Raw genomic sequence first — 14,613 nt, forward strand, 5'->3', positions numbered from 1 at the left:
GGCGGACTTAGGTGCGCAGCCCGGTTTCGTACAAAAGACCCCGTCGCTTGGCTTCGTAGTAATAGCCCTTGGCATACCACATGATGGCCCGGTCCTGGCTGCCGCCTGAAACCAGCCAGGCGCCGCGCAGGTATTTCCCGGCGTAATGCAGGTTGGTTTCGGCATCCAGCAGCCCTTCGGGGGGGCCTTGATACCCCATGGTGCGCGCTGTTTCGGGGCGGATTTGCAGCAGGCCGAAATAGGGACCGTGCCGGGCCGCCGGGTTATAACCGCTTTCGCGCTGGATCGCGCGATGCAGCAGGCTTTCGGGAATGCCATGGATGCGTGCCCATTTGCGCACCAGCGCCTGCATTTCCGGGGTGTTGCCGGGTGCGACCCGTGCACGAGAGGCAACCTCTGACCCGCCACCACAGGCGGCCAGCGGCAGAAGGGCTGCAACAAAAAGCAACTGACGGCGGCGGATCATGCGGTTCTCTTTCTGGCTTTGGGGCGTTTTATCGGCGGGCGCGGTGGCTGAAAACCCCCTTGCACCGCATCGGCGGGCCTTTGCGACCTTGGCATAACTTCCCAGCGCGCCGATCTTTGGTAGCATTACCGAAATCTCAGCAAGGACGGTCGCGATGATCACCGCCGAAATATCTGCCGACCGCCCGCTGAACCGCGCGTTGATTGTGGATGATCATCCGCTGTTTTGCGACGCGCTGTCGATGACGCTGCGGGTGGTTGCCGGGATCACGCAGGTCGAAACCGCCAGCCGTCTGGATGAGGCGCTGGTCCGGCTGGACCGCGCGCCCGCGCCCGACCTTGTGGTGCTGGATCTGAACCTGCCCGATGTTGATGGCTTGGACGGTCTGGTGCGGTTGCGGCTGGCAGCCCCGCTGGTGCCGGTGCTGGTGGTCTCGTCGCTGGATGATGCGCGGGTGATCGGGGCGGCGCTGCGGGCCGGTGCGATGGGGTTCGTGCCGAAACACGCGCACCGCGACGTCTATCTGGCGGCAATCGAGGCGGTGCGCGCCTCTCGCCGCTTTTTGCCCGAGGGCTATGCGCCAGAAGCGGCGGGGCCCAGCGAGGGCGAAGAGGTTGTGGCGCGGCTGGGTCTGCTGACCCGGCAACAGGCGCGCATCCTGCAACTGATCTGTGAGGGCAAGCTGAACAAGCAGATCGCATGGGAGCTGTCGATCGCCGAAACCACGGTCAAGGCGCATGTCACGGCAATCATGCGCAAATTGGGCGTTCTTAGCCGCACCCAGGCGGTGCTGATGGCGAAACAGGCACAGTTCGCGCAGCTTTTGCCAGAGGGGGGCTGAATGGGGCCGTACCATGGTGCCGGGCGGTTAGCACTTGATTGCTGACGCGGCTTCGTTAGCCTTCCCAGCCGGGAGGACGGGCAGAATGCAGGGGGGCACAGCTTTGGCTTGGGCCGGGCAGGCGCTGTTGCGCCGCGCCTCGGTTGGCACCGATCATCCGACGCCAGCCGCAGTTTTGCTGGCCGAACTGGGCGCGGTGCCGCTGGCTGCGCTGTTCCTGTTCTCATCCTCGGCCGAGTGCCTGCCGCGTCTGGCGCGTGAGATCAGCGAAAGCCGCCCCGACATGCCAGTGCTGGGCTGCACCACGGCTGGTGAGATTTCCGCCGCCGGTTATGTCGAGGACGAGATTGTCGCGGTGGGCTTGCCCGCCAGCATCTTTGCCGCAACCCCGCTGTTGATCGAGGGGCTGGACCGCCTGCAACCCGATGCGCTGATTGGCCAGTTGATCCGCGCGCGGCAGGCACAAGCCCGGCAATGGCCGGAATGGGAGGGCGAGTTCGCCTTTCTGATGGTCGATGGTCTTTCTGTCCGGGAAGAGACGCTGGCGCCGATTCTGGCGCAGGGTCTGGGGCCGGTGCCGCTGTTTGGCGGATCGGCGGGGGATGGCGCGCGGTTCCGGTCCACCTTTGTGATGTATGGCAACCGGCTGTTGCAGAACGCGGCGATCCTGACGCTGGTGCGCACGGCGGCGCGGGTCAAGGTGTTCTCGCTGGACCATTTGCAGCCGACCCAGATCCGCATGGTGGTGACCGAGGCCGACCCGGCCCGCCGCATCGTGCGCCGCATCAATGCCGAGCCGGCGGCGCAGGAATATGCCCGGCTGTTGGGCAAAGACCCCGCGCAACTGACCGCCTTTACCTTTGCCGCCCATCCGGTGGTGGTGCGGATTGGCGGGGCGCATCATGTCCGCGCCATCCAGCAGGTGCTGCCCAACGGTGACCTCGTGTTCTTTTCGGCAATTGATGAGGGCGTGGTGCTGACGCTGGCCGAACCGGCCGATATGGTAGACCATCTGTCGCGCGAACTTGGTGCGCTGCGCGAAGGCGGGCAGATGCCATCCATTCTTGCCTGCGATTGCATCCTTCGCCGGTTCGAGGCGCTGGAAAAGCAGAAATACGGCGCGCTTTCCACCGTACTGCGCGACCATGGGGTGGTGGGATTTTCAACCTATGGCGAACAGTTGAATTCAATGCACGTCAACCAGACCATGACCGGGGTGGCGCTTTATCCACCAGAAGCCCTGCCATGATCGAAGGGCTGATCAACCCCGCCGACCCGCCAGAGCGGCGCGAGGAAAAGCTGCTGACCATCGCCCGCGTTCTGATGCGGCGGGTGGAACAGATCACCGATGACGGCGGCATCGCCTATGCTCAGTTCGAGCGCGCGGCATTGCTGGAAGATCAGGTGAGAGAGCGGACGCGAGAGCTGTCGCGCGCGCTGGACCTGTTGAACGAAACCAATGCCGCGCTGCACGACGCCAACCGCCAGACCGAACAGGCCCGTCAGAACTTGGCCAGCGCGATTGAAACCGTGCAAGAGGGCTTTGCGCTGTTTGACGCCAATGACGTTCTGGTCATGTGCAACTCGCGCTTTGGCATGCACATGCCGGACATCCGGTCGCGGCTGCTGCCGGGCCTGACCTTTGATGGCTATGTCGATCTGTGCGCCCATTCGGCGCATCTGGCGCTGGCAGAGGGGGAAACGCCCGAAAGCTGGTCAATCGGGCGCAAGCGGCGGCATGAAGAGCGCCATGTCAGCTTTAACGTGCGGATGGATTTCGACCATTGGGTGCAGGTCAGCGAACATCGCACCGCCGATGGTGGCACGGTGGTGCTGCAAACCGATGTGACCGACCTGATCCGGTTGGAACGGCAAGAGATGGGCCGGATTCTGGACGATCAGGAACGCCTTTTGCGCGCCACGCTGGACCATATTGATCAGGGCGTGGCGATTTTTGACCGAGAGGCGCAACTGGTCGGCTGGAATGCGCGGCTGGGGGCCTTGCTGGCTATTCCGGTGGTGCGGCTGCGGGTCGGAACCGCGTTCGAACAGATCATGCTGCGCCTGCGCGCCGGGTTCCGCATGGGGCAGGGCATGACCGAGGCGCGGATGCTGACCTGGGCCGATGGCCGCCACAGCCGCCCGCCGCTGACCTTTGACCTGCGCCATGATGCCGGGCTGATCCTGACCGTCTTTGCGCAGGAAATGCCCGACCGTGGCTTTGTGATGAGCTTTACCGACATCACCACCGAACGCCGCGCCCAAGAAGACCTGTCGCGCGCCAAGGAAACGCTGGAGGTGCGGGTGGCGGAACGCACGCTGGACCTTGCCGATGCGCTGGGGCGGGCGGAACGGGCCAATGCCAGCCGGTCGCGCTTTGTTGCCGCCGCCAGCCATGACCTGCTGCAACCCCTGTCGGCGGCCAAGCTGTTCCTGTCGGCCATTCCGCCCGAAGGGGTCAGCGCGCCGGTGGCCGAAACTCTGGGCAAGGCGCAGAATGCGCTGGTCTCGGTCGAGGCGATTCTGGCGCAGCTTTTGGACATCTCTCGGCTGGAAAGCGGGCGGGCGGCGCTGTCGGTGGGACCGGTGCCGGTGGGGCGGCTGTTGCGCCAACTTGCCGAAGAATTCGCCCCCATCGCACTGGCCAAGGGGCTGCGGCTGACGGTGCGGGCCAGCGATGCGGTGGTGCTGTCGGACGCGGGCTATCTGCGGCGTATTTTGCAAAACCTGATCGGCAATGCCATCCGCTATACCGACAAGGGGGGCGTGCTGGTCGCCGCCCGACCGCGCGGCACCCGCCTGCGGCTGGAGGTGTGGGATTCAGGCCCCGGCATCCCTGACGAAGAGCAGGAGGCCATTTTCAAGGAATTTCACCGCATCGACGGCCGCGCTTCGGCCAGCGAGGGCATGGGTCTGGGGCTGGCTATCGTCGAACGCGCCTGCACGCTGCTCAACCACCCGCTGGCCCTGTGGTCGCGGATGGGGCGGGGCACGGTCTTCATGGTGCAACTGCCCTTGGCCGATGCCGCCGCCCAGCCAGAGGTGACCCACCGCCCGGCCCAACTGGATCAGGCTTCTGCCGCCGGGCGGATCGTGCTGCTGGTGGAAAACGACGCCGAACTGCGCCGCGCCCTGACCCTGGTGATGGAGCAATGGGGGGCAGAGGTGATCGAGGCCGCCGATGCCGCAGAGGCGCAGTCTCTGTTGGCCGATCTGGGCATTCTGCCTGACGCGCTGCTGATCGACCATCAACTGGAAAGTGATATGACCGGGCTTGACTTGATTGCCGCTTTCCGCGCCGATCATGGCATATTGCCGACCCGGCTGATCACCGCCAGCCGCGATTCCACCCTGCGCCGCGCCGCCGCCGAAGCGGGCGTGCCGGTCTTGGAAAAACCCGTCTCGCCCGAGGCGTTGCGCGCCTTTCTGGCCGGCCTGTAACCGGCCCCTACGACCAAGGAAGCATAGCGGCGCAACGTCGCGCGCGCATAGTCTTTCACCAACGGAGGAGACACCATGCAGCTTAGTGACAGTCGCGACATCAAGGCCGCACCCTTGGCCGTATGGCAGGCGATCCTGAACCCCGATGTGCTGAAGGAGTGTATTCCCGGCTGCGAAAGCCTGACAGGCAGCGTGGCCGACGGGTTCGAGGCGGCGGTGGTGCAAAAGGTCGGGCCGGTGAAGGCGCGTTTTACCGGCGTCGTGACCTTTTCCGATATTATCGAAGGCAAGTCGCTGACCATCTCGGGCGAGGGCAAGGGCGGGCCTGCGGGCTTTGCCAAGGGCGGCGCGAAGGTGGCTTTGGAACCGATTCCCGAAGGCACCCGCCTGACATATGAGGTTGACGCCTCGGTTGGCGGCAAGATCGCGCAACTGGGCAGCCGCATCATTGATGGCTTTGCCAAGAAACTTGCTGATGATTTCTTTGCAAGGTTCCAGCAGACTGTCGAAGGCCCCGCACCAGAGGAGGTGGTGGAGGTTACCTCTGACGAGGGGGAACCCGCAGAGGAAGAAACGAAGAAGGGCTGGTTCAAGCGTCTGATCGGCGGCTGAACCCCAGAACCCAGGACGATTCCAAGGGAGGAGAACCCATGACGAAACTCTCGATGACCGTGAACGGCAAGGCCGTTTCGGGCGAGGTAGAGGGCCGCACGCTTTTGGTGCAGTTCCTGCGCGAAACCCTTCATCTGACCGGCACCCATGTGGGCTGCGACACCTCGCAATGCGGGGCTTGCACCGTTCATATCGATGGCAAGGCGGTGAAATCCTGCTCGATCTTTGCCGCCGACGCGGCGGGCGCCAATGTGACGACGATCGAGGGTATGGCCAATGCCGATGGCAGCCTGTCGGTGATCCAGCAGGCGTTTCAGGATTGCCACGGGCTGCAATGCGGCTTTTGCACGCCGGGCATGGTGATGACCTCGGCAGCCCTTCTGGCCGATAACCCGCACCCGACCGAGGCAGAGGTGCGCCACGGGCTGGAAGGCAACATTTGCCGCTGCACCGGGTATCACAACATCGTCAAGGCGGTGCTGACCGCCTCTGGCCAGACCGTCGCTGCGGAATAGGGGGATATGATGCCGAAGGATTACGGGATTGGCGCGTCCTCTAAGCGCCGCGAAGATGTCCGCTTCCTGACGGGGCGGGGGCAGTATACCGATGACCTGTCGATCCATGGCCAGGCCCATGCGGTCATGGTGCGGTCGAACGTGGCGCATGGAAAGATCGTGTCCATCGACACCTCGGCCGCGGCTGCGATGCCGGGGGTTCTGGCGGTTTTCACGGGCGAGGATTTCAAGGATGTCGGCGGCAACCCGGCGGGCTGGCTGATCAAGTCGCGCAATGGCGAACCGATGCGCGAGCCGAAGCGCCCGGTTCTGGCCCATGGCAAGGTGCGCCATGTGGGCGATGCCTATGCGGCGGTGATCGCGGAAACTTATGAGCAGGCCAAGGCGGCGGCGCAGCAGATTGCCGATGATGCGGTGATCGACGAACTGCCCGCCATAATCGACATGAAGGCGGCTGCGGCGGATGCCAGCAACCGCGTGCATGATGAAATCCCTGACAACATCTGTTTCGACTGGGGCTGGATCGAGGATAACCGCGCGGCTGTGGACGCCGTGTTCAAATCGGCCCCGCATATCACCACGCTGGAACTGGTAAACAACCGCCTTGTCCCGAACGCCATGGAACCTCGCGCCAGCATCGGCGAATATTTCCCCGGCACCGGCGATTACAAGCTGACCACCACCAGCCAGAACCCGCATCTGACGCGCCTTCTGGTTGCGGCCTTCGTCATGGGTATCCCGGAAAACAAGCTGACCGTGGTGGCCCCCGATGTGGGCGGCGGCTTTGGGTCAAAGATCTATCACTATGGCGAGGAGGCGCTGGTTCTGGCCGCCGCCAAGAAGCTGGGCCGCGCCGTGCGCTGGACGGCGGAACGCAGCGAGTCGTTCCTGTCTGACGCCCATGGCCGCGACCATGTGACCAAGATCGAACTGGCCTGCGAAAAGGACGGCACCTTCCTGGCCTTCCGCACCGAAACCTATGCCAACGTGGGCGCCTATCTGTCGAACTTTTCAACCGCGACGCCCACCTTTTTGCACGGCACGCTGATGGCCGGGCCCTACAAGGTGCCGCATGTCTATGTGAACGTGAAAACCATCTTCACCAACACCGCGCCCGTCGATGCCTATCGCGGCGCGGGCCGGCCCGAGGCAACCTTTAGCCTTGAGCGTGTGATCGACAAGATGTGCCGAGAGCTGGGGCTGGATCAGTTCGAGGTGCGGCGGAAGAACTTTATCACGCCCGATATGTTCCCCTACACCACGCCCGTTGGCCTTGCCTATGACACCGGCAACTATCAGGCGACGCTGGCCAAGGCGATCGAGATGGCCGATGTCGCCGGGTTCGACAAACGCGCTGCGGCGTCGAAAGCCAAGGGGCGCTTGCGGGGGATGGGCCTTTCCACCTGGATCGAGGCTTGTGGCATCGCGCCCTCTCACCTTGTGGGCGTGCTGGGCAGCCGTGTCGGTCTGTATGACGCTGCAACGGTGAGGGTGAATGCCACCGGCAATATTTCGGTGATGGTCGGGGCGCACAGCCACGGGCAGGGGCATGAAACCGTGTTTCCCCAGATCGTGGCCGAACGGCTGGGCGTGCCGGAATCGTCGGTGGAAATCGTCCACGGCGACACCTCGAAAATTCCGTTCGGGATGGGGTCTTACGGCTCCCGCTCCTTGGCCGTGTGCGGTGTGGCGATGAACAAGGCCATCGACAAGATCGTGGCCAAGGGCAAGAAGATCGCCGCCCATATGCTGGAGGCATCCGAGGGCGACATCACGTTTGAGGATGGCAAGTTCAGTGTCGCCGGCACCGACAAGGCCAAGACCTTTGGCGAAATCGCCTTTTCGGCCTATGTGCCGCACAACTACCCCTTGGAAACGCTGGAACCGGGGCTGGAGGAAACCGCCTTCTACGACCCGGCGAACTTCACCTATCCCGCCGGTGCCTATATCTGCGAGGTAGAGCTGGACCCCGACACTGGCAAGGTGGATGTGGTCGCCTTCCACTGCGCCGACGATTTCGGCAACATCATGAACCCGATGATCGTGGAAGGTCAGGTGCATGGCGGTGTGGGGCAGGGGATCGGGCAGGCCCTGTTGGAAAACACGACCTATGACGAAAACGGCCAGCTTTTGACCGGCTCGTTCATGGATTACGCCATGCCGCGCGCCAGCGACGTGCCGTTCTACAACGTGGACTATTCCTGCCAGACGCCTTGCACCCACAACCCGCTGGGCGTGAAGGGCTGTGGCGAGGCCGGGGCCATCGGTTCGCCGCCCGCTGTGGTGAATGCGGTGATCGACGCGCTGCACCGGGGTGGGATGACCCATGTCACCCATATCAACATGCCCGTCTCACCCGGTCGGGTGTGGCAGGCGATCAACGGTTAAGGTCGAGGGGAAAGCCATGCAGAATTTCGACTTTGTGAAACCGGCGACCATCGCCGAGGCTGTCAAGGCGCTGAACTCGGGCGATGCGCAGGCGCTCTCGGGGGGGCAAACGCTCATTGCCACCATGAAACAGGGGCTTGCCGGGGCGGAAACCTTGGTCAGCCTGACCGGCATCGCCGAGATGAAAGGCGTGTGTCAGGGCGACGGTGGCCTTCATATCGGGGCTGCAACCTCTCATGCCACCGTGGCCCGGGAGGTGGCGACGACCTATCCGGCGCTGGCAAAACTGGCGGGCGGCATCGGCGACCCGCAGGTCAGGAACCGCGGCACCGTTGGCGGCAGCCTTGCCAACAATGACCCGGCAGCCTGCTATCCCAGTGGCGCGCTGGCCTCTGGTGCCACCATCGTGACCGACCGGCGCGAGATTGCGGCGGATGATTACTTTCAGGGTCTGTTTGCCACTGCGCTGGATGAGGGTGAGATCATCACCAAGGTCATCTTCCCGATCCCGGAAAAGGCGGCCTATGTAAAGTTCGAACAGCCCGCCAGCCGTTTTGCCCTGACCGGGGTTTTCGTGGCGAAATTCGCGGGTGGCGTTCGGGTTGCGGTGACGGGCGCGTCCAATGACGGTGTGTTCCGCTGGACCGAAGCCGAAAAGGCGCTGTCGGCCAACTTCTCGGCCGCTGCGATTTCGGGCCTTTCGGTGGATGCGGGCAACATGATCAGCGACCTGCATGGCACGGCGGAATACCGCGCCAATCTGGTCAAGGTTCTGACCGCGCGGGCGGTGACCGCTGCCTGATAGATATGCGATTGCGAAGGCCCCAAAGCAGCTTTGGGGCCTTTGTCATTGACCCGTCACCCGAATCCGCCAAACTATACTGGATACAAGGGGGCAGATACGGGGGGGTTGCCACCCGTTGATCCCCAGATATAGTCAAGGCATCCGGGGCGGACCCCCGCCCTGATGCCAAGGCATGAGGCGAAGGCGGAGTCCCCTACGGAATGGACGGCGATTTCAGAACTCAGTTTGTGCGTGACCCGGCGGGGTTGAAACAGTTTCCCGCGCTGGTGCTGAACGCCGATTACCGGCCGCTCAGTTACTATCCCCTCAGCCTCTGGCCGTGGCAGGATGCGATCAAGGCCGCCGTGCTGGACCGGGTGCAGATCGTCGCCGAATACGATCATGTGGTGCGAAGCCAAAGGCATGAATTCCGCATCCCCTCGGTTGTCGTGCTGAAAGAATTTGTAAGACCTCAGAAGCGCGTGGCATTCACGCGCTTCAATCTTTTTCTGAGGGACGAATTCTGCTGCCAGTATTGCGGTTCAAAGGGGGATCTGACCTTTGATCATGTGCTGCCCCGGTCGCGCGGTGGCATCACCTCTTGGGAAAACGTGGTGGCGGCCTGTTCGCCCTGCAACCTGAAAAAGGGGTCAAAGACCCTGCGGCAAGTGGGGATGCAGTTGAAACGCCCGCCGCGTCCGCCCAGCCCGGAAGAGATGCAGGCCCATGGCCGCCGCTTTCCGCCGAACCATCTGCACGAAAGCTGGATGGATTATCTGTATTGGGATGCCGAGTTGGACGCCTGATAGTCATATAATCGTTACAAATCCTTCACATTACGCTCGGCCCGTGGTTCTGTTCCCCGAAACAGGGGGTGTGACATGGTTGAACTGGGGGCCGCGACGATCAACATGGCGGTGGCGGTGGCCTGCGGGGCGCTGATCGGGTCGGAACGTCAGGTGCGGCAGCGGATGGCGGGCTTGCGCACCAATGCGCTGGTGGCGCTGGGGGCTGCGGCTTTTGTCACGTTCTCGCAACTGGTGCCCAATGACGCCTCGCCCACGCGCGTTGCGGCGCAGGTGGTGTCGGGCATCGGCTTTCTGGGCGCGGGTATCATCTTTCGTGACGGGTTCAACGTGCATGGCCTGAACACGGCGGCGACGCTGTGGTGTTCGGCGGCGATTGGCGTGGTCGCCGGAATTGGCCGCTGGCCCTATGCGCTGGTGGTCACGGCGCTGGTGGTTTTTATCAATCTGGGGCTGCGGCCCTTGGTCAAATGGCTGAAACGGCACACCAATGCCGGGGTGCCGATGATCAAGGGCTATCGTGTGATCCTGACCACCGAACCTGCGAACGAGGCTGTGATGCGGGCAAAACTGCTGCATGGCTTGACGGTGGGCGGTCTGCACATCTCTGAAATCGCGGCGCAACCAGGTGACGGCTCGATTGAGCTTGCGGTTACCATCAGCGCAGAGGGCTTTGCCGAGACCATGATAGAACAAACTGTGCAGCGCCTTGCCACCGAACCGGGCATCCGCCGGTTGCGCTGGACGGCGGTTGAGGACTGAAACCGCCAGCGCCTTCCCCCGACCCTACAAGCAGTGCTAGACTTGGAAGCGTCGGGGCGCTAGAAAACCCGCGTTAGCGCTAACAGCGCGCAAGCAGCGAGGAAGTCATGGCCGTCCGCGTCATACCCGTCGATCCCTTTGATCTGGTGATCTTTGGCGGCACCGGAGACCTTGCCCGCCGCAAGATTTTGCCGGGCCTGTATCTGCGATTCCTGTCGGGCCAGATGACCGCCGACAGCCGTATCATCGGTGCCGCGCGCGCCGATCTGACCGAAGAGGCGTTTCGTCAGTCGGTTCGCGAGTCGATTGCCGAATTCGTGCCCAAGCCCAAGCAGGACGAAGCGGTCATCTCCGCTTTCCTTGGCCAGATAGGCTATGTCACGATTGACGCCAAGGGCGAGGGCGGATGGCCGGCCCTGAAGGCGATGATGCGCCCCGGTATGGTGCGCGCGTTTTATTTCTCGGTGGCCCCGGCCTTGTTTGGCGACATCGCCGAACGCCTGCACCTGCATGGCGTGGCCGATGGCGAAAGCCGCATCGTGGTGGAAAAGCCGTTCGGGCGTGACCTCGCCTCGGCCCGCGCGCTGAACGAGGTGCTGGCGCAGCATTTCAAGGAAAGCCAGATCTACCGGATTGACCATTATCTTGGGAAAGAAACCGTCCAGAACCTGATGGCCGTGCGGTTCGCCAACATCCTGTTCGAGCCGATCTGGAAGGCCGAATACATCGACCATGTGCAGATCACCGTGGCAGAAACGGTGGATGTGGCGGGCAGGGGCGCCTATTACGACAAATCGGGCGCGATGCGCGATATGGTGCAGAACCATATGATGCAGCTTTTGTGCCTGATCGCGATGGAACCGCCCTATCACTTTGACCCGAACGCCGTACGCGACGAAAAGCTGAAGGTCATTCGCGCGCTGGATGCGGTAAAGCCCGAAGACATCGTGCGCGGCCAGTATCGCGCCACCATCGACAAGGGTGGCGACAGCTATGCCGTCCATTCTGAAAACCCCGAGACGCGGACCGAAAGCTATATCGCGCTGAAGGTGAACATTTCGAACTGGCGCTGGAAGGGCACGCCTTTCTACCTGCGCACCGGCAAGAAACTGCGCGCGCGGTCTTCGGAAATCGCAATCACCTTCCGTGAGCCGCCGCATTCGATCTTTGATGATCACACCGGCTGGCGCGAAAACGTGCTGGTTATCCGCCTTCAACCGAATGAGGGGATGGAGATGATGGTGATGATCAAGGAACCGGGTCCGGGCGGCATGCGCCTTACCCAAGTGCCGCTGGATATGTCGTTCGCCGATGCCTTGGGGTCCGAGGCGAATGACGTGCCCGATGCCTATGAACGCCTGATCATGGATGTGATCCGCGGCAATCAGACCCTGTTCATGCGCGGCGATGAGGTTGAGGCCGCCTGGGCCTGGGCCGACCCGATCATCCAGGGCTGGGAAGCGCGGGGCGACCGCCCGCAGCTATACGATGCGGGATCGTCTGGGCCAGAGGATGCGCTGATGCTTATGCACCGCGACGGGCGCCGCTGGCGGGACATCCGCTGATGGAATTCCGCGAATATCCTGACCGGGAACTGATGTTCCTGTCGCTGGCCAATGACATTGCCAGCCAGTTGGCGGATTTCCTGCGCCGCGATGGCCGCGCATCCTTGTGCGTGCCGGGCGGCACCACGCCGGGGCCGATTTTCGACACGCTGTCAGGGGTCGATCTCGACTGGCCCAATGTGTCGGTCTTCCTGAACGATGAACGCTGGGTGCCCGAAACATCCGACCGTTCGAACACCGCGCTGCTGCGCAGCCGCCTGATCCGCGGTAAGGCCAATCAGGCGTGTCTTGTGCCGCTTTATGCGCCGGCGCAGACGCCCGAGGAGATGCTGGACGCGCTTGCCGATGGCATCCGCCCGCATCTGCCGATCTCGGTCCTTCTGCTCGGCATGGGCAATGACATGCACACCGCCAGCCTGTTTCCCGGCGCTGATCGTCTGACTGATGCGCTGTCCTCCAGCGCGCCGATCTTGCTGCCGATGCGCGCCGAGGCTGCGGTGGAACCGCGCGTGACGCTGACGGTTCCGGCCCTGCGCAGCGCGATGAACATTCATGTGCTGATCACCGGCCCCGAAAAACGCGCGGCCCTTGAACGCGCGCAAACCCTTCCCCCCGAAGAGGCGCCGATCCGCGCGCTTCTAGATCTGGCAACCGTGCATTGGGCAGAGTGACATGACCGACAAATGGCAAAACCTGAAAGACCACCACGCAAAGGTGGCAGAGCGGCATATCCTTGACCTGTTCGCCGCCGATCCCAATCGCGCCCATGACTTTGCGGCCCGCGCCGGGGCGATGCTGTTTGACTATTCCAAGACCAATATCGACGCCAAAGGCCGCGACCTGCTGATCAAACTGGCCGAGGTTTCGGGCGTTGCCGAAAAGCGCGCTGCCATGTTTGCGGGCGAAAAGATCAACGATACCGAAGGCCGCGCCGTGCTGCACGTCGCCCTGCGTGCACCCGAGGGCGAGGTGATCACGGTTGACGGCAAGGATGTGCTGCCAGAGGTCCGCGCCATCCGCGCCCGCATGGCCGAATTTGCCCGCCATGTGCGCGACGGCCATTTCACGGGGCAGGGCGGTCGCATCACCGATGTGGTGAACATCGGCATCGGCGGGTCCGACCTTGGGCCTGCGATGGCCACGCTGGCGCTGGCGCCCTATCATTTTGGGCCGCGCGTGCATTACGTCTCGAACGTCGATGGCGCACATGTGCATGACACGCTGAAGGGCCTGAACCCCGAAACCACGCTTGTCATCGTGGCCTCAAAAACTTTCACCACGATTGAAACCATGACCAACGCCGATACGGCGAAACGCTGGATGGCGGAAAAGGTCAAAAACCCCGGCGCGCAATTTGCCGCCGTTTCGACCGCTGCCGATAAGACTGCCGCCTATGGCATTGATCCTGCACGCGTCTTCGGGTTCGAAGATTGGGTTGGCGGGCGTTATTCGATGTGGGGGCCAATTGGCCTGTCGCTGATGATCGCCGTGGGACCAGAGGGGTTTGACGATTTCCTCGCCGGTGGCCGCGACATGGATGAACGCTTCCTTTGGGCGCCATTCGAAGAAAACCCGGCGGTGATGCTGGCTCTTGTCGGCATCTGGCACAACCAGATCTGCGGTTACGCCACCCGCGCCGTCCTGCCCTATGATCAGCGCCTGTCGCGCCTGCCCGCCTATCTGCAACAGCTGGAGATGGAATCAAACGGCAAGGCCGTGGCAGTCGATGGCAGCCCGCTGGTGGTGAACTCCGGCCCCGTGGTCTGGGGTGAGCCCGGCACCAACGGCCAGCACGCCTTTTACCAGCTGATCCACCAAGGTACCCGCGTCGTGCCCTGCGAATTTCTTGTCGCCAAGGAAGGCCACGAGCCTGACCTCGCCCACCAGCACCTTTTGCTCGTTTCGAACTGCCTTGCGCAGTCCGAGGCGCTGCTGCGGGGCCGCAGCCTTGATGAAGCCCGCGCCATCATGGCGAAAAAGGGTGCCACTGGGGCCGAACTGGAACGTCAGGCCCGCCATCGCGTGTTCCCCGGCAACCGCCCGACCACCACGCTGGCCTATCCGAAACTGACGCCCTTCACGTTGGGCCAGATCATCGCACTGTACGAACATCGCGTGTTCGTCGAAGGCGTGATCCTTGGCATCAATTCCTATGACCAATGGGGCGTTGAACTGGGCAAGGAACTGGCGCTGGCGCTGCAACCAGTGCTGGAAGGCAAGGCCGATACCACCGGCAAAGACGGCTCCACCGCCGCCCTCGTCGCCTATCTCAAGCCGTAAGGAAAATGGCCGCGCCCCGAATGGAGCGGCTGTTGATTTTCACCCGGAACTGAGCCGGTTAGGCGCATAATTTTCACTGAGAACTGAGCCATGTGAACCTTCCCCCAACGCGGTGAGTGGCGGGGGCAACGGAGTGATCCACATGGGACTTTT

At 63.0% G+C, this 14,613-nt stretch carries 13 protein-coding genes; 12 read left to right on the top strand and 1 reads right to left on the bottom strand.

Going from position 1 to position 14,613, the window contains the following annotated elements; genetic code table 11:
• Positions 1-7: 7 nt before the first annotated feature.
• The gene (locus JI744_RS08120; protein WP_202659299.1) at positions 8-466 is read right to left on the bottom strand and encodes a lytic transglycosylase domain-containing protein; all 459 of its coding nucleotides are present in this window, start codon (positions 464-466) and stop codon (positions 8-10) included.
• Positions 467-620: 154 nt separating this feature from the next.
• On the opposite strand from JI744_RS08120, the gene JI744_RS08125 reads away from it, so the two are divergent.
• The 12 genes from JI744_RS08125 to pgi all read left to right on the top strand — a co-directional run bounded on the left by JI744_RS08125 (position 621) and on the right by pgi (position 14,460).
• On the top strand, positions 621-1,307 hold the full coding sequence (locus JI744_RS08125) for a response regulator (protein ID WP_202659301.1): 687 nt from the start codon (positions 621-623) through the stop codon (positions 1,305-1,307).
• A gap of 85 nt (positions 1,308-1,392) precedes the next feature.
• Entirely contained in the window at positions 1,393-2,556 is a 1,164-nt protein-coding gene (locus tag JI744_RS08130; protein ID WP_202659303.1) for an FIST N-terminal domain-containing protein, read from the top strand.
• A complete protein-coding gene (locus tag JI744_RS08135; RefSeq protein ID WP_202659313.1) occupies positions 2,553-4,748 on the top strand; it encodes a PAS domain-containing hybrid sensor histidine kinase/response regulator in 2,196 nt (731 codons plus the stop codon). Before JI744_RS08130 ends, JI744_RS08135 begins: the two co-directional genes overlap by 4 nt.
• A 75-nt stretch (positions 4,749-4,823) precedes the next feature.
• Positions 4,824-5,360 carry a CoxG family protein gene (locus tag JI744_RS08140; RefSeq protein WP_202659315.1) on the top strand — a complete coding sequence of 179 codons (537 nt, stop codon included), beginning with the start codon at positions 4,824-4,826 and terminating at the stop codon, positions 5,358-5,360.
• 38 nt (positions 5,361-5,398) lie between these two features.
• Positions 5,399-5,875: a (2Fe-2S)-binding protein gene (locus JI744_RS08145; protein WP_202659317.1), complete on the top strand. Its 477-nt coding sequence runs from the start codon at positions 5,399-5,401 to the stop codon at positions 5,873-5,875.
• A gap of 9 nt (positions 5,876-5,884) precedes the next feature.
• Positions 5,885-8,263, top strand: coding sequence for a xanthine dehydrogenase family protein molybdopterin-binding subunit (locus JI744_RS08150; protein ID WP_202659319.1), 2,379 nt, complete (start codon positions 5,885-5,887; stop codon positions 8,261-8,263).
• 16 nt (positions 8,264-8,279) lie between these two features.
• The gene (locus JI744_RS08155; protein ID WP_202659321.1) at positions 8,280-9,065 is read left to right on the top strand and encodes an FAD binding domain-containing protein; all 786 of its coding nucleotides are present in this window, start codon (positions 8,280-8,282) and stop codon (positions 9,063-9,065) included.
• Positions 9,066-9,268: 203 nt separating this feature from the next.
• On the top strand, positions 9,269-9,853 hold the full coding sequence (locus JI744_RS08160) for an HNH endonuclease (protein WP_202659323.1): 585 nt from the start codon (positions 9,269-9,271) through the stop codon (positions 9,851-9,853).
• A 75-nt stretch (positions 9,854-9,928) separates the two neighbouring features.
• A complete protein-coding gene (locus tag JI744_RS08165) occupies positions 9,929-10,615 on the top strand; it encodes an MgtC/SapB family protein (RefSeq protein ID WP_202659325.1) in 687 nt (228 codons plus the stop codon).
• A gap of 107 nt (positions 10,616-10,722) precedes the next feature.
• On the top strand, positions 10,723-12,180 hold the full coding sequence (gene zwf, locus JI744_RS08170) for a glucose-6-phosphate dehydrogenase (protein WP_202659327.1): 1,458 nt from the start codon (positions 10,723-10,725) through the stop codon (positions 12,178-12,180).
• Positions 12,180-12,851: a 6-phosphogluconolactonase gene (gene pgl / locus JI744_RS08175; protein WP_202659329.1), complete on the top strand. Its 672-nt coding sequence runs from the start codon at positions 12,180-12,182 to the stop codon at positions 12,849-12,851. The genes zwf and pgl overlap by 1 nt, the downstream gene beginning before the upstream one ends.
• Before the next feature lies 1 nt (position 12,852).
• Entirely contained in the window at positions 12,853-14,460 is a 1,608-nt protein-coding gene (gene pgi / locus JI744_RS08180; RefSeq protein ID WP_202659331.1) for a glucose-6-phosphate isomerase, read from the top strand.
• Positions 14,461-14,613 lie beyond the last annotated feature (153 nt).

The sequence above is a fragment of the Fuscibacter oryzae genome (genome assembly GCF_016765795.1).
In the GTDB taxonomy this organism is placed as follows: Bacteria; Pseudomonadota; Alphaproteobacteria; order Rhodobacterales; family Rhodobacteraceae; genus Fuscibacter; species Fuscibacter oryzae.